This window comes from Actinophytocola sp. NPDC049390 (assembly GCF_044466355.1).
GTDB lineage: Bacteria > Actinomycetota > Actinomycetes > Mycobacteriales > Pseudonocardiaceae > Actinophytocola.
The window spans coordinates 111,810-126,498 of record NZ_JBITMQ010000003.1 but is presented as its reverse complement, the minus strand read 5'-3'; the positions used below and the strand labels follow the sequence as shown (position 1 = coordinate 126,498).

The 14,689-nt window shown below is 70.9% G+C and carries 15 protein-coding genes; 8 read left to right on the top strand and 7 right to left on the bottom strand.

Features of this window, described 5'->3' with window-relative positions; all coding sequences use genetic code 11:
- The first annotated feature begins 13 nt into the window (after positions 1-13).
- Together ACIBVP_RS11575 and ACIBVP_RS11570 are read left to right on the top strand one after the other, a co-directional pair.
- Positions 14-769 carry an NAD(P)-dependent oxidoreductase gene (locus tag ACIBVP_RS11575; RefSeq protein ID WP_396106003.1) on the top strand — a complete coding sequence of 252 codons (756 nt, stop codon included), beginning with the start codon at positions 14-16 and terminating at the stop codon, positions 767-769.
- Complete coding sequence (locus ACIBVP_RS11570; protein WP_396106002.1) at positions 766-1,173, top strand: RidA family protein; 408 nt, start codon at positions 766-768, stop codon at positions 1,171-1,173. The genes ACIBVP_RS11575 and ACIBVP_RS11570 overlap by 4 nt, the downstream gene beginning before the upstream one ends.
- Here ACIBVP_RS11570 and ACIBVP_RS11565 read toward each other — a convergent pair.
- Both ACIBVP_RS11565 and ACIBVP_RS11560 read right to left on the bottom strand, forming a co-directional pair.
- Entirely contained in the window at positions 1,145-2,650 is a 1,506-nt protein-coding gene (locus ACIBVP_RS11565; RefSeq protein WP_396106001.1) for a PH domain-containing protein, read from the bottom strand. The genes ACIBVP_RS11570 and ACIBVP_RS11565 overlap by 29 nt on opposite strands.
- Positions 2,647-3,141, bottom strand: a complete 495-nt coding sequence (locus ACIBVP_RS11560) for a PH domain-containing protein (RefSeq protein ID WP_396105999.1) — start codon at positions 3,139-3,141, stop codon at positions 2,647-2,649. Before ACIBVP_RS11560 ends, ACIBVP_RS11565 begins: the two co-directional genes overlap by 4 nt.
- A 99-nt stretch (positions 3,142-3,240) precedes the next feature.
- Between ACIBVP_RS11560 and ACIBVP_RS11555 the strand changes: the two genes are divergently transcribed.
- Complete coding sequence (locus tag ACIBVP_RS11555; RefSeq protein ID WP_396105998.1) at positions 3,241-4,281, top strand: YCF48-related protein; 1,041 nt, start codon at positions 3,241-3,243, stop codon at positions 4,279-4,281.
- Between the two features lie 2 nt (positions 4,282-4,283).
- On the opposite strand, the gene ACIBVP_RS11550 is transcribed toward ACIBVP_RS11555, so the two are convergent.
- The 3 genes from ACIBVP_RS11550 to ACIBVP_RS11540 form a co-directional block, all read right to left on the bottom strand.
- A complete protein-coding gene (locus ACIBVP_RS11550) occupies positions 4,284-4,832 on the bottom strand; it encodes a hypothetical protein (RefSeq protein WP_396105997.1) in 549 nt (182 codons plus the stop codon).
- An 84-nt stretch (positions 4,833-4,916) separates the two neighbouring features.
- Complete coding sequence (locus tag ACIBVP_RS11545) at positions 4,917-6,515, bottom strand: DHA2 family efflux MFS transporter permease subunit (RefSeq protein ID WP_396105996.1); 1,599 nt, start codon at positions 6,513-6,515, stop codon at positions 4,917-4,919.
- An 11-nt stretch (positions 6,516-6,526) separates the two neighbouring features.
- Entirely contained in the window at positions 6,527-7,000 is a 474-nt protein-coding gene (locus tag ACIBVP_RS11540) for a MarR family winged helix-turn-helix transcriptional regulator (RefSeq protein ID WP_396105995.1), read from the bottom strand.
- Between the two features lie 169 nt (positions 7,001-7,169).
- Between ACIBVP_RS11540 and ACIBVP_RS11535 the strand changes: the two genes are divergently transcribed.
- From ACIBVP_RS11535 to ACIBVP_RS11525, 3 genes are all read left to right on the top strand, one after another.
- Entirely contained in the window at positions 7,170-9,536 is a 2,367-nt protein-coding gene (locus ACIBVP_RS11535; protein ID WP_396105994.1) for a Tex family protein, read from the top strand.
- 63 nt (positions 9,537-9,599) lie between these two features.
- The gene (locus ACIBVP_RS11530) at positions 9,600-10,181 is read left to right on the top strand and encodes a pyridoxamine 5'-phosphate oxidase family protein (RefSeq protein WP_396105993.1); all 582 of its coding nucleotides are present in this window, start codon (positions 9,600-9,602) and stop codon (positions 10,179-10,181) included.
- Positions 10,182-10,441: 260 nt separating this feature from the next.
- A complete protein-coding gene (locus ACIBVP_RS11525; protein ID WP_396105992.1) occupies positions 10,442-10,912 on the top strand; it encodes a hypothetical protein in 471 nt (156 codons plus the stop codon).
- Positions 10,913-10,960: 48 nt separating this feature from the next.
- Here ACIBVP_RS11525 and dgoD read toward each other — a convergent pair whose 3' ends face one another.
- Both dgoD and ACIBVP_RS11515 read right to left on the bottom strand, forming a co-directional pair.
- Complete coding sequence (gene dgoD / locus ACIBVP_RS11520; RefSeq protein ID WP_396105991.1) at positions 10,961-12,112, bottom strand: galactonate dehydratase; 1,152 nt, start codon at positions 12,110-12,112, stop codon at positions 10,961-10,963.
- 9 nt (positions 12,113-12,121) lie between these two features.
- A complete protein-coding gene (locus ACIBVP_RS11515; protein WP_396106410.1) occupies positions 12,122-12,814 on the bottom strand; it encodes an SDR family NAD(P)-dependent oxidoreductase in 693 nt (230 codons plus the stop codon).
- Positions 12,815-12,898: 84 nt separating this feature from the next.
- Between ACIBVP_RS11515 and ACIBVP_RS11510 the strand changes: the two genes are divergently transcribed.
- Positions 12,899-13,879, top strand: a complete 981-nt coding sequence (locus tag ACIBVP_RS11510; protein ID WP_396105990.1) for a lactonase family protein — start codon at positions 12,899-12,901, stop codon at positions 13,877-13,879.
- A gap of 8 nt (positions 13,880-13,887) precedes the next feature.
- On the top strand, positions 13,888-14,574 hold the full coding sequence (locus ACIBVP_RS11505; protein ID WP_396105989.1) for a FadR/GntR family transcriptional regulator: 687 nt from the start codon (positions 13,888-13,890) through the stop codon (positions 14,572-14,574).
- The last annotated feature ends 115 nt before the right edge of the window (positions 14,575-14,689 follow it).

The window sequence follows — 14,689 nt, the reverse complement described above, 5'->3', positions numbered from 1 at the left end:
TAGGTTCGGTGTCGTGAAGATCGCGTTCCTCGGCCTCGGCACGATGGGCCTGCCCATGGCGACCCGGCTCGTGACCGCGGGCCACCACGTCACCACCTGGAACCGCGGTCCCGGACGCACCGTGCCGGGTGCGGCGAGCGCGGACAGTCCTGGGGCGGCGGCCGCGGGCGCGGAGGTCGTCGTCACGATGCTCCGCGGGCCCGCGGCGGTCGACGAGGTCGTGCGCGCCGCCGACCTCGACCCCGGGACCGTGCTCGTCGAGATGTCCACCATCGGGCCGGACGCCGTCGCCGCCCTCGCCGAGCTGGTGCCGGGACGGCTGGTCGCTGCACCCGTCGGCGGCAGCGTCGGCAAGGCGCGGGCGGGTGAGCTGACCGTGTTCGCGGGCGGTGACCTGACCGGTGTCCGGGAGGTCCTCGAGGTGTTCGGCACCGTCGTGCCGTTCCCCGACCCGCGGTCCGCGGCGGCCGCGAAGCTGGTCGTCAACACCGCGCTCATCGGCGGCCTCGCCCTGCTCGGCGAACTCCGCGAGCTGGCGGAGCGGCTCGACGTGGACGCCGAGACGCTGCTCGCCGCCGGACCGATGGCTCAGTTCGTCACCCGTGCACGCGGCGAGGGCGCGCACTTCACGACCGCGCTCGCCACGAAGGACCTCACCCTCCTCGGCGACCACGCGGGCCCGCTCACGACAGCGGCGCTCGCCCGCCTGAACACCACCCCACCGGACGCCGAACTGGGTGTCCTGGCCGATCCACGAGGCAGACCATGACCGTCACCTTCCACAATCCCCCGACCGCGCCGCCGCCCGCCGCGGCCTACTCGAACCTCGCCGAGATCGACCTCGGCACCGCCCGGCTGCTGGTCCTCGCCGGGCAGGTCGCGCTCGACCACGACGGTGAACTCGTCGGCGGTGACGACATGCGGGCCCAGACCCGGCAGGTGTTCGACGCCATCGGTGCGCTGCTGGCCGACCGGGGCGCCACCTTCGCCCACGTGGTCAACATCCGCACCTACCTCACCGACCTGTCACGGCTGCGCGAGTACGGCGAGGTACGCGCGCGGTACCTGGACGGGTCGGCGCCGACCAGCACCACCGTCGAGGTGTCGCGGCTGTTCCGCCCGGGTGCCCTCCTCGAGGTCGACATCACCGCCGTCGTTCCAGGAACGGCCTGAGCAGACCGGGCACCGCCTCGTCCGCGAACCGCAGCCCCTCGTCGACGCCCACGTCGTACACCGGGTAGGCGCCCTTGTTCGCGGCCGTCGTCGCCCTGATCGTCACCAGGCCCGCGCGACGCTGGAACGGCGACGACGAGATCGTCCACCCGATCACGCCGGTGCGCAGCAACGCGGCGGTCCGCCGGGAGCCGACGCCGTAGCGGGTGACGAGGTGCTCCTCGGCGAGGCCGTGCCCGAGGTTGCGGTACGCCTCGAACGCCAGGAACAGCGCGATCGGCGTGCACACCACCGCGGCGATCCACGCCAGGTGTAACAGCACGTCGGTCAGCAGGACGCCCAGCACGGCGAACACGGCCACCAGCCCGAGCACGCAGTACAACGCCCACCGCACCCGCCGCCCCAGCGCGGCACGCGGGTGACCGGTGACCGCCGTCGCGGTCGCGGCCTCCGACCCCAGCACGTCGGCCGCCACCCGGCGCGCGACCGCGAACGGCGCCGCGGGTAACACCGTCTTCGGGTCGGTCCGCTCGTCGTCGGACTGCCGCCGCATGCCGGTCGCGATCACGTCCACGCGCGCGGCGCCCATCGTGCGCACGCCCAGCGGCTCGATCACCTCGACCCCGCGTAACCTGCGCCGCTCCAACGTCAACGACCGGGTGTTGAGCAGGCCCCGCGACATCACCAGGTTGCCGTCCTCGCGGCGCAGCGAGTAGCGGTACCACATCTCCACGAACAACCCGAGCGAACCGATCACGCCGACCACGATCGCGGCGACCAGCAGCACGGCGATCAACCCGACGACCGACAGCCCGCCGAACAGGTCGCGCACCGTCCGGAACACCGCGCCCTGCAGGTTGAACCACTCCGACACCTGCATGACCGCGCCGAACGCGGCCGCGCCGAGGATCGGGGTGGTCACCGACACCGGCGCGTACCGGATCCACCTCCAGTCCAGCGCGGCGATCTCGTCGCCCGGTGTCTCGGCCGTCGCGGTTCCCGCTCTGCGCAACAGTTCCCTGCGCAGCAGCTCGGCCTCCGCCTTGCTCACCGGGTCGAGCGTCAGGTGGCTCGACTCCGACGTCTGTTCGCCGGTGCCGATCTTCACCCGCGCCACGCCGAACACCCGCTGCAGCGGGTTCGCCGTGAGGTCGACCGTCCGCACCCGGTCCCTCGGCACGGACCGCATCTTGTGCAGCACCCACGCGTACCGCAGCTCCACCCGTTCGTCGGTGACCCGGTAGCTGGTGTGCCGCCACCGCATCAGGTCGACGAGCGCCGCGGCGACGGTCACCACCACGACCCCGCCGAGGGCGATCAGCAGCATCAGCCCCAGCCCGGCCTTCTCCGCGAACCCGACCACGAACGGCGCGGCCGTGCCGACCGCGAGCCCGCCGAAGGTGACGGCCGTGACGTGGATCGTCTTCGGGTGCAGCTGCTGCCAGCCGTTCTCGGCGGTGCTGCCCGCGGTCGTCATGTCGCGTCCCCGCGGTGCGCCTGCGTCACCTCGGTCAGCTTCTGCGCCAGGTCGGCCGCGACCTCGTGGTCGAGCCCCTTGATCTTGAGAGGTCCGGCCGCCGACGCGGTCGTGACGGTCACGCTCGATAACCGGTACGCCTGTTCGAGCGGCCCTCGCTGGGTGTCGACGGTCTGGATGCGCGACATCGGCGCGATCCGCCACTCCTGCCACAGCCAGCCCGTGCGGGTGTACACGGCGTCCTCGGTGACCTCCCAGCGGTGCACCCGGTACCGCCAGATCGGCATGACGATCATGTACGGGATGCCGATGAGCAGCGCTACCCCGAGCGCCAGCAGCAACCACGGTCTCGCCGGTTCGATCAGGAAGGCGAGCACGCCGAGCACCACCGCGACGACCCCGTTCGAGATCGCCTCCCCCGTCATCCAGTACCGCACCGCCCGCGGGTCGACCCTGTTCGCGGGCGGTCGCAGCCGTACCTGTGCCTCCATGCGAGTCACGGTACTGAAGACGCCGTCGGCGCACGTCCACCCGGAGTCCGGTTCTGATGTCATTCCCTCGGTGGACATTCCCGGCTAACGTCGCCGCCCATGAAACGTGCGCTGATGATCTCCGTGCTGGTCCTGGCCGCATTCCTCACCGCGCCACCGGGCGCGAGCGCGACCTCGCCGACCTGGAAGACGCTGCCCACCGGCACCGACGCCCAGTTCCGCGGGCTGTCCGCGGTGAGCAGGCAGGTCGCCTGGGTGTCCGGGCAGCGCGGCACCGTGCTCAGAACGGTCGACGGCGGCCGCCGCTTCGAGCAGGTCGGCCCGCCGGGCACCGCCGAACTCGACTTCCGCGACATCGAGGCGTTCGACGCGAAGACGGCGGTGGCGCTGTCGATCGGCGCGGGCGAGTCGTCGCGGATCTACCGGACCGCCGACGGCGGTCGCACGTGGACGGAGGCGTTCCGCAACACCGAGCCTGCCGCGTTCTACAACTGCCTCGCGTTCTGGGACTCCCGCAACGGGCTCGCGGTCGGCGACCCGGTCGACGGCGAGTTCCGCGTGCTGACCACATCGGACGGTGGGCGCACGTGGTCGCGGGTGACGGGCCTGCCGCCCGCGCTGGCCGGCGAGTACCAGTTCTCGGCGAGCGGCCAGTGCGTGACCGTGGCCGGGCGTAAGGACGCGTGGCTCGCGACCGGCGGCTCGACCGTCGCGCGCGTGCTGCACTCGAAGGACCGCGGCCGCACGTGGACCGCGTCGGTGACACCGCTGGCGAGCAGCGAGAGCGCGGGCGTGTTCGCGGTGGCGTTCCGCAACCCGCGCGGCGGCATCGCGATCGGCGGCGACTACGCGAACCCGACGAGCGGCGCCGACGCGCTGGCGCTGACCCGCGACGGCGGCAGGACGTGGCGGGCGCCGGAGACCGCGCCGGCCGGCTACCGCTCGGCGGTCACGTACCACCCGTTCCTGCCGACGGCCCTGATCGCGGTCGGCCCGACCGGCAGCGACGTGTCGTTCGACGGCGGCCGGAACTGGCGCCAGTTCCACGACGGCAGCTTCGACTCGGTCGACTGCGCCCGCGACGGCGGTTGCTGGGCGTCCGGCGCGCGCGGCGCGGTCGCCACGCTCACGGTGGGCTGAGGTCAGTCCCGCCAGTCCTGAGGGTGGAGCGCCGTGGCCAGGAGGGTCACGGCGCCACCGATCGTGATCGACAGGGTGGCCGGGGAGAACGCGCTCGACTCGCCCTCGGTGTGACCGGCGAGGGCGAACACCAGCAGCCACGCCAGCCCGCACACGACGAGCAGGACGATCCCGCAGATCCGCGCGATCCGCACGGTGCGGCTGCTGACCCGGTCCCGGAACAACCGCAGGAGCGCGATCAGTGCGACGAGGATGACCAGGACGAACCCGCCCACGACGATCGCGGCCATGGCCGCCTCACCGCGGAACGGACCGTCGCCCGCGTCCGCGAGACCGGCGATCGCGGGGATCAGCGCGATGGTGTCGTCCTCGTCCGAGCCGCCCCCCTCCTCGGCCGCGGACAGGAACGGCAGGAAGTACCCGAACACGAGCGCGGTCGCGCCGACGGCCACCACCGCGCGGAAGAGAGCGACTTCGAGGTAGTGCACGCGGTGCCGCAGGAGCCGCACCTCACGCTGGAGCACTGTGACATCGTCGGTCTTCTCGTCCATGCCGGGAGCGTAGAGGGCCCTCGACACCACGAAGGGCACTTTCAGGGTTTCAGCCCCGAAAGTGCCCTTCCTGTGCACTGTGGACTAGCGGCGGTCGCCCGCGGGCTCGTCCAGGATCGGCGGCGGCTCGACACCCTCCGGGAGCACGTCGTGCGGCTGCTCCGGCGCGGGCGGCGTGCCCTTGCCGCGCGGCAGGAACAGCGCGGGGACGAACGCGACGGCCAGGAGCACCAGCGCCCACACGAACGTGGACGAGTACGCCTCCGACATCAGGTTCGCGAGCTGCGTGCGGATCGGCTCCGGCAGGTCGGTGATCTTGGCGTTCATGTCCGGGGCGGCACCGGCGGGGGCGTTCGCGAGCAGCGGCGCCAGCCGGTCCTTCGTCTCGTTGAACAGGATCACCGACAGCAGCGCGGTACCGATCGACGCGGCCACCTGCTGGATGATGTTCAGGCTCGTCGACGCGCGGGCGACGTCGTTCTGCCGCAACGTCTTCAGCGCCGCCGACATGATCGGCATCATCGTCATACCCATGCCGAGGCCCATCACGAACAGCGCGGTCCCGATCGCGAAGTACGAGGTGTCGCCCTCCAACTGGGTGAACAGCACCATGCTGCCGACGATCACGATGATGCCGAGCTGCGCGATGCGCGCCGAGCCGAACTTGTCCACGATCAGGCCCGCGGCGGGCATCATCACCATCGCGCCGATGCCCTGCGGGGCCAGCAGCAGACCCGCCGACAACGCGCCCTCGCCGCGCACCTGCTGGAAGTACAGCGGCATGAGCAGCATCGAGCCGAAGAACGCGACGGTGAACAGGACCATCGTCACCGTGGCGACGGAGAAGCTCCGGTCGCGGAACAGCTTCAGGTCGATCAGCGCACCGGACGTGCGGCCCGCGTGCCAGATGAACCCGGCGACCAGCAGCGCGCCGACGCCCGCGGGCCCGTACACCTCCGGGTGACCGAAGCCCTCGTGCGCCGGGACCTGCGCGAGGCCGTAGATCAGCGCGGCGAGACCCGGCGACAGCAGGATCAGGCCGAGCACGTCGAGCTTCTCCGCCGGCCGCGGCTCGTCCTTCTCCAGGATCCTGGCGCCGAGCAGCAGCGTCACGATGCCGACCGGCACGTTGATGAAGAAGATCCAGCGCCACGACACGTCGTCAACGAGCCAGCCACCGAGGATCGGGCCGACGATCGGGCCGAGCAGCATCGGCACGCCGATCACCGACATCACGCGGCCGACCCGCTCGGGACCGGCCGCCTTGGTCAGAATGGTCATGCCGAGCGGCATCAGCATGCCGCCGCCGAGACCCTGCAGAACCCGGAACAGGATCAGCGACTCGACCGACCACGCCATGCCTGCCAGCGCGGAGCCGACCATGAACAGGAAGACCGCGGTCAGGTAGATCCGTTTGGTGCCGAACCGGTCCGCCGCCCACCCACTCAGCGGAATGACGGTCGCGAGTGCCAGCGTGTAGCCGGTGGCCACCCACTGGATCGTGTTCAGCGTGGTGTCGAACTCGTCGATCAGGTGGTTGATCGCGACGTTGACCACGGTGATGTCGAGCATCGCCATGATCGCGCCGAGTACGACGACCGACGCGATGGAAAGGACTCTGCGGTCGAGCTTCTCCGAGCCCGTGCCGGCCGCCGACGGCGTCGGCGGGAGCACTTCAGTCACAACTATCCCCTCTAGCAGCCAGGTGTGGTGGTGGGCTGTTCCCCCCGAGCGAGCAGAGGCGCCAGTGCCTGTGAAAGTTGCTCACGCTCGTGGTGGCTCAACGACTCGATGCATTCCCGTACAGCCTCGCGGTGCGCCTGCAGGAGACCGCCGACGAACTGCCGGCCGTGCTCGGACAGGCGGACCCGCTTGACCCTGCGGTCGTTGTCGTCCTCCCTGCGCGTCACCATCTCGGCCTTCGCAAGGCCCTGGACGGCTCGCCCGGCGGTCGCCATCGACAGCCCGAGCAGTCCGGCGAGCTCGTGAACAGCCAGTTCCCCCTGGCTGTCGGCGAGCACGAAGAGCGCGCGCATCTGGGAGAATGACAGATCGAGTCCTCGGGCGACACCCAATATGTGCGCCTCTCCGCTCTTCTTCAGCCGCGCAAGGCAGTCCATCACCTGATCGGTGACAGACTCGACGGAGGAGAGCGGCGTTACTTGCACGATACAATCATCGCATCGACGCAACTAACTGCAAGTGACTGTGCCCGGCGTCTCAGTCCGCTTTCAGCGTAACTTCAGCGGTTCTCCGTCACTGACTGCAATGCGCGACCGATCGAGCACGCACAGAGGCAACCCCCGTCCATCGGCATTGTCGGGGGTGCGGGGCAGAATGCTCGCCGTGACAGCCACGGCCACTCCCCCCTCCGTCTTCCTGCGCATCGCCGAGGAACTCGGCGTCGCCGAGCGCCAGGTGCGCTCGGCCGTTGAGCTGCTCGACGGCGGCTCGACGGTCCCGTTCATCGCGCGGTACCGCAAGGAGGTCACCGGCGCCCTCGACGACGCGCAGCTCCGCACCCTGGAGGAGCGGCTGCGCTACCTGCGTGAGCTGGAGGAGCGCCGCGCCGCCGTCCTCGACTCCATCAAAACTCAGGGCAAGCTGACCGACGAGCTGGCGGGCCAGATCATGGCCGCCGACTCCAAGGCCCGCCTCGAGGACATCTACCTGCCGTACAAGCCGAAGCGCCGCACCAAGGCCCAGATCGCCCGCGAGGCCGGTCTCGAGCCGCTGGCCGAGGGCCTGCTCGGCGACCCGAACACCGACCCGCAGGCCGCCGCCGCGGTGTTCGTCGACCCGGACAAGGGCGTCGCGGACGTGCAGGCCGCGCTGGCGGGTGCCCGCGACATCCTGGTCGAGCGGTTCAGCGAGGACGCCGACCTGATCGGCGGGCTGCGCGAGCGCATGTGGGAGAACGGGCGCCTGGTCGCCAAGGTCCGCGCCGGCAAGGAGACCGAGGGCGCCAAGTTCGCCGACTACTTCGACTTCTCCGAGCCGTTCACCAAGCTCCCCTCGCACCGGATCCTCGCGATGTTCCGCGGGGAGAAGGAGGAGATGCTGGAGCTGGTGCTCGACCCGCACAGCGACGACAACCAGCCGCCCGGCCCTACCGAGTACGAGGTCCGCATCGCCGCCCGGTTCGGCATCGACGACCAGGGCAGGCCCGCGGACAAGTGGCTCGCCGACACCGTCCGCTGGGCGTGGCGCACCCGCGTCATCGTGCACCTCGGCGTCGACCTGCGTGCCCGCCTGCGGCAGGCGGCCGAGGACGAGGCGGTGCGCGTGTTCGCCGCCAACCTGCGTGACCTGCTGCTCGCCGCGCCCGCGGGCACCCGCGCGACCATGGGGCTGGACCCGGGTCTGCGCACGGGTGTGAAGGTCGCGATCGTCGACGCCACCGGCAAGGTGGTCGCCACCGACACGATCTACCCGCACGCCCCGGCGAAGCGCTGGGACGAGTCGCTCGTGAAGCTGCACGCGCTGGCTCGCGCGCACAACGTCGACCTGATCGCGATCGGCAACGGCACCGCGTCCCGCGAGACCGACAAGCTCGCGGCCGAACTGCTGGCCAAGAGCCCGGAGCTCAAGCTCACCAAGGTGATGGTGTCCGAGGCGGGCGCGTCGGTGTACTCGGCGTCGGCGTACGCGTCGCAGGAACTGCCGGACCTGGACGTGTCCCTGCGCGGCGCGGTGTCGATCGCCCGCCGCCTCCAGGACCCGCTGGCCGAGCTGGTGAAGATCGACCCGAAGTCCATCGGCGTCGGCCAGTACCAGCACGACATCTCCGAGACCAAGCTGTCCCGGTCGCTCGACGCGGTGGTCGAGGACTGTGTGAACGGCGTCGGTGTCGACCTGAACACGGCGTCGGTGCCGCTGCTGACCCGCGTGTCGGGCATCGGCGGCTCGCTCGCGGCGAGCATCGTCGCCCACCGCGACGCCAACGGGCCGTTCCGGTCGCGGTCCGCGTTGAAGAACGTGCCGAAGCTGGGCCCGAAGGCGTTCGAACAGTGCGCGGGCTTCCTGCGGATCCGCGACGGCGAGGACCCCCTGGACTCGTCCAGCGTCCACCCGGAGGCGTACCCGGTGGTGCGCCGGATCGTGTCGTCGACCGGCGTGGAGCTGGCGGAGCTGATCGGCAACACGAAGACGCTGAAGTCGCTGCGCCCCGCCGAGTTCGTGGACGAGCAGTTCGGCCTGCCGACCGTCACCGACATCCTGGCCGAGCTCGACAAGCCGGGCCGCGACCCGCGCCCCGCGTTCAAGACGGCGTCCTTCAACGACGCGGTGCACACGCTGAACGACCTCAAGGTCGGGATGGTGCTGGAGGGCGTGGTCACGAACGTGGCCGCGTTCGGCGCGTTCATCGACATCGGCGTGCACTGCGACGGGCTGGCCCACGTGTCGCAGCTGTCGCGCACCTTCGTGAAGGACCCGCGCGAGGTGGTCAAGTCGGGCGACATCGTGCGCGCGAAGGTGCTCGAGGTCGACATCCAGCGCAAACGGATCTCCCTGACGTTGCGGTTGGACGAGGACACCTCGACGCCCCGCCAGCCCAGGGACCGCGACCGCGGGCCACGCGGCGGCGGTCAGCGCGGCGGCCAGCAGCGTGGCGGTGGCGGGCAGCAGCGCCGCAACAACCAGGCACCCGCCGGCGGCGCGATGGCGGACGCTCTGCGGCGGGCGGGCTACCGGCCCAACTAGCGTCACGGTCCGGCCGGCTTCGAGTCCACGGAGCCGGCCGGCTCACCGGGTAGGTTGGACGCCATGGGGAAGGTCTACGAGGGGATCACGCCGCGGCTGCGGGCATTCATCGAAGAGCAGAAGGTCTTCTTCGTCGCTTCAGCGCCGCTGGCCGCGGACGGGCATGTCAATCTGTCTCCGAAGGGGCGGGAGGGGACGCTCGTCGTCCTCGGTGAGCATTCGCTCGCGTACCTGGACTTCGGCGGCAGCCACGCGGAGACCGTCGCCCACCTGCGGGAGAACGGTCGCGTCACGGTGATGTGGTGTGCCTTCACCGGGCCGCCGAAGGTGTTGCGCGTACACGGCCGGGGCACCCCGATCTTCCGCGACGACCCACGCTGGGCCGAGCTGATCCCGCACTTCGCGGGTGCGGACGGACCCGCGGCGCGGGCGATCATCCTCGTCGAGGCGGTCATGGTCAGCGACAGCTGCGGCTTCGCGGTGCCGTTCATGGACTACCGCGAGGAACGCACCCAGCACGCACAGCACTTCGGCCGCAAGACCGACGAGGAGTTCGCCGCCTACTGCGCGAACAAACCGCACAACGTGACCAGCATCGACGGGCTGCCCGCACTGCCGATGCCGTTGCCCGCGCGAACGTCCTAGGTGACGACACCTGATTTCTGGCTCCGGCAAGGCGCCGCGCACCCGCCAACCCGGGCCACCAACCCTCTGACCTGCGAAAACACGCCGCCCAGTACGTAACCTCAAGCCCCACCCATTCCCGGGGGCCACCCGCCATGCCAGTCTACCGGGGGCTACCGACAGAACCGGGTGCGAACGGTGCCGCTGTGGACAACCGGCACACCTGTGGACAACGTGGGGCGCACTTGTGCCCGTGCGCAGGCTTTGGCAGCGTTCGCGGCATGGTCAGACGTGCCCTGCCGAACCACCTGTGGCTGGTCCTCGCGATCCTGTTCGTGCAGATCATTCTCAACGTGTTCGGTGGCGCGGTCCTGCTGTACTCGCTCGGCGGACGGCCCGACTCCGGCGCGCTGTACATCGTCGTCTGCTTCGCGCTGCTCGCGTCGGCCGTGCTGGCGGTGAGCGCGCTGTTCCTGGTGCTGCGCAACGCCTGGGCGCGTTACCCGGTCATCGTCGTCGAGGGGTTGGCGGCGGCCAGCGGGCTGGTGTCGCTGGCCACCGGGGCGCTCGCCGGGCTCACGAACATCGCGTTCGGGTTCGCCGTGATCACCATGCTGTACCGGCCCGAGGTGCGCACGTGGCTGTCCGACGTACGCACCCCGCCCAGCCACTGGCACGGCCCGGTGACCCCGGTCGGCATGGCAGCTTCCGGCCGACTTCCTCAGGGCCACGGCGACTCCGCGCCCCGGTAGCGGAACGACAGCACGACACCGGCCGCACCACACCGTTGTCGAGCCGGGTCACCACTCGGCCAGTCCCCCGTCGTCGTGCCGCCACACGGGCGAGCGCCACGCGTGCCCGACGGCGTCCGCCGCACGCACGGCGGCCTCGTCGATCTCGATGCCCAGGCCGGGACCGGTCGGCCGCGCGACGTGTCCGTCCACGAAGGCGAACGGCGACGTGTCGACCAGGTAACTGTGCAGCTCGACCCCGCCGTCGTGGTACTGCATGCCGAGACTCTGTTCCTGGATCAGGAAGTTCGGCGTCGCGAACGCCACCTGCAGGCTCGCCGCGAGCGCGATCGGCCCCAGTGGACAGTGCGGCGCCAGCGAGGCGCCGTACACCTCGGCGAGCGCCGCGATCCGCCGCAGCTCCGAGAGCCCGCCCGCGTGCGCGGGGTCCGGCTGCACGACCGCCACGCCCGCGTCGAGCACGGGTTTGAAGTCCCACCGCGAGTACAGCCGCTCGCCGAGCGCGATCGGCACCGTCGACGCGGTCACCACCGACTCGAGCGCGGGCCCCTTCAGCTCCGGCGGGATCGGCTCCTCCACGAACATCGGCTGGACCTCTTCGAGCAGCCGCACCAGCCGCCGCGCCATCGCGGGTGACACGCGGCCGTGGAAGTCGATGGCGAGGTCGCGGTCGGGTCCCAGCGCGTCGCGTGCCTCACGGGCCCGGTCGAGCGCGGCGGCCGCCTCCCCCGGTGACGCGATCGCGGCCATCGGGCCGGCCATGTTCATCTTCACTGCGGTGAACCCGGCCGCGACCTGCGCGGACACGGCCTCGTGAATGCCCTCCGGCCGGTCGCCGCCGACCCACGAGTACGCCCGCACCTTGTCGCGCACCGGCCCACCGAGCAGCTCGTGCGCGGGTGCCTGCCGCACCTTGCCCGCGATGTCCCACAGCGCGTGGTCGAACCCGGACAGCGCCGACGACAGCACCGGGCCGCCGCGGTAGAAACCGGCGCGCCGCAGGACCTGCCAGTGGTCCTCGACGCGCAGCGGATCCCGGCCGAGCACGAGGTCGGCCATCTCGTGCACCGCCGCGCGCACGCTCTCCGCGCGGCCCTCGACCACCGGCTCACCCCAGCCTGCGATCCCCTCGTCGGTCGAGACCTTGAGGAACAGCCATCTCGGCGGCACCAGGAACGTTTCGATGTTCGTGATCTTCACGGTTTCCCCTCAGGACGAGTCCTTCGCCGCCGACCAGCCCCCGTCGACGAGCAGTTCGGCGCCGGTCACGAACGACGCCGCGTCCGACAGGAGGAACGCGATCGCCGACGCGACCTCTGCCGGGTCCCCGAGCCGTCCGGCCGGGGTCGCGCGGGCACTGCGTGCGCGGTCGGGTTCGCTGACGCGGTCCCACGCGGCGGTCAGCACGGGCCCCGGCAGGACCGCGTTGATCCGCACGTCCGGCGCGTACTCCACCGCGAGCTGCCGGGCGAGCGACACGAGCGCGCCCTTGGTCGCCGCGTACGCCGGGTGGCCGGGCAGACCGAACCTCGCGTGCACCGACGACACCAGGACGGCCGATCGCAGCGTCGGCAGGCAGGCCCGGAACCCGAGGTAGGCGGCCGACAGGTTCACCGCCAGCTGCCGGTCCCACGTGGCCCGGTCCTGCTCGTGCAACGGTTTCACGGTGAGGGTGTACGCGTTGCTCACCAACGCCGTCGGCCCGCCGAACGCGGTCGCGGTCTCGGCGACCCGCCGCCAGGTGTCCTCATCGGACACGTCACCGACGACCGGGTGGACGTGGTCGGCCGGCGACACCTCGGCGATGTCCACGCCCACGACCTCGTAGCCGTCGGCCGCCAGCCGGGCCACGGTCGCGGCACCGATTCCGGCCGCGGCACCCGTCACCACCGCACACGTCATGTCGCCTGCTCCGTCCATCGATCCAACGCTCGATAAATACTAATTTATGAGTTGATATTCCGTCGATGGGATACGGTGAACCGCATGGACGTCTGGGTAGGCAGTTACACGTCGGCCACCGGGGGAAACGGGGCCGGGATCAGCACGTTCCGGCGTGCGGCGGATGGCACCCTCACCCCCGACCGCGAGCTGCCGATGCTCTCGCCGTCGTGGCTGACCGCGCACCCGTCGGCGCCGGTCGTGTACGCGGCGAACGAGTCGGACGACGGCGTGATCACCACGGTCTCGACGGACCTCGAGGTGCTCGGCGCGACCTCCTCCGGCGGCGCGGCCCCCTGCCACCTCGTGGTGTCGGCCGACGAGCGGTACCTGTTGTGCAGCAACTACTCCAGCGGCAGCCTGTCGGTGTTCGCGCTCGCCGAGAGCGGCCGGATCACCGGGCAGACCGATCTCGTCAGGCACGAGGGCCGCGGCCCGCACAAGCAGCGGCAGGAGGCGGCGCACGTCCACATGGCGGTCGTGCGGGACCGCATCGTGAGCGTCGTCGACCTCGGCACCGACGAGATCCGCAGCTACGAGCTGATGGACAACGGCAAGCTCGACCCGCTGTCCGTGTCGGCGATGCCGCCCGGCACTGGGCCGCGCCAGCTGGTCCGCAGGCCTGGCACGGACGTCGCGTACGTGGTGGGCGAGGTCAACGGCACTCTTGTGGTGGTGCGTGAGGAGCAGCCCGGGTTGTTCACTCCGGTCGCCACTGTGCCCGCCACCAAGGAGCCATGGGAGAACGAGGCGCCGAACTGGGTGGCGCACCTGGAGATCGTCGGCGATCGGCTGTACCTGTCGAACCGCAACCCGGACGTCATCACCGAGTTCGACATCGCTGCCGAGACGCCGGTCGCGCTCGCCGACCACCCGAGCGGGGCGTGGCCGCGGCACTTCGCGATCGCGGACGGAACCGTGTACGTGGCCGCGCAGCGGGACGACGCGATCGTGACCTTCCCGGTCGAGGGCGGCGCGCAGGTCCGCTACCCGACGGGCACCCCGACGTGCGTGCTCGTCAGGTAGTGACACGGGTGACCCAGCACCGTCCGCGCGGCCTGCACGGTCAGACGGTGGAGACCCTGGCCCGCCGCATCCTGTCGAACGAGTACGCGGAGGGAACGGTCCTCGACCTGCCCACCCTGCGAGCGGAACTGGACGTCAGCCTGACCGCGTTGCGGGAGGCGCTGAAGGTCCTGACCGCGAAGGGCATGATCGACGCGCGGCAGAAACGCGGCACGTTCGTGCGGCCGCGGTCGTCGTGGCACATGCTGGACGCGGACGTGATGCGGTGGCACACCGCGTCCGCGCCGGACCCCGTCCTGTTCGACCAGCTGACCGAGGTCCGCGCCATCGTCGAACCCGCGGCGGCCCGCATGGCAGCGGAACGCGCGACGGACGAGGACCTCGCGGCACTGGGAGACGCCCTGGACGCCATGGCGGCAGCGGAGGACGTGGAGTCGGCCGTGACGGCCGACGTCATGTTCCACCGCCACCTGCTCCTGGCGACGCACAACGACTTCCTCGCCCAGATCGCCCAGATCATCGCGATCGGCCTGGCGGAACGCGACAAGTTCGTCCACCACACGAACCCGCCCGACCCGGTCCCCGCCCACCGCCTGGTCCTGGACGCGGTAACGGCACACACCCCGGAAGCAGCGGAACAAGCCATGCGAACCCTGGTAAACCAGTCAAGCCAAGACCAAACCCCCACCCGCTAACCAAACCCAACAACCCGCGAGTCGCGCCCCCAAACACCGCGAGTCGCGCTCTCCAACACCACGAGTTGTCGGTTTCGTGCACACCGGGCAGCTGGGCATGTGCACGAAACCGACA

What these genes read in the sequence shown, in the direction of transcription:
- ACIBVP_RS11570 (WP_396106002.1), top strand. Translation starts at nt 766, where the DNA reads ATGACCGTCACCTTCCACAATCCCCCGACCGCGCCGCCGCCCGCCGCG.
- ACIBVP_RS11565 (WP_396106001.1), bottom strand. Translation starts at nt 2,650, where the DNA reads ATGACGACCGCGGGCAGCACCGCCGAGAACGGCTGGCAGCAGCTGCAC.
- ACIBVP_RS11560 (WP_396105999.1), bottom strand. Translation starts at nt 3,141, where the DNA reads ATGGAGGCACAGGTACGGCTGCGACCGCCCGCGAACAGGGTCGACCCG.
- ACIBVP_RS11555 (WP_396105998.1), top strand. Translation starts at nt 3,241, where the DNA reads ATGAAACGTGCGCTGATGATCTCCGTGCTGGTCCTGGCCGCATTCCTC.
- ACIBVP_RS11550 (WP_396105997.1), bottom strand. Translation starts at nt 4,832, where the DNA reads ATGGACGAGAAGACCGACGATGTCACAGTGCTCCAGCGTGAGGTGCGG.
- ACIBVP_RS11535 (WP_396105994.1), top strand. Translation starts at nt 7,170, where the DNA reads ATGCTCGCCGTGACAGCCACGGCCACTCCCCCCTCCGTCTTCCTGCGC.
- ACIBVP_RS11530 (WP_396105993.1), top strand. Translation starts at nt 9,600, where the DNA reads ATGGGGAAGGTCTACGAGGGGATCACGCCGCGGCTGCGGGCATTCATC.
- ACIBVP_RS11525 (WP_396105992.1), top strand. Translation starts at nt 10,442, where the DNA reads ATGGTCAGACGTGCCCTGCCGAACCACCTGTGGCTGGTCCTCGCGATC.
- ACIBVP_RS11515 (WP_396106410.1), bottom strand. Translation starts at nt 12,814, where the DNA reads ATGACGTGTGCGGTGGTGACGGGTGCCGCGGCCGGAATCGGTGCCGCG.
- ACIBVP_RS11510 (WP_396105990.1), top strand. Translation starts at nt 12,899, where the DNA reads ATGGACGTCTGGGTAGGCAGTTACACGTCGGCCACCGGGGGAAACGGG.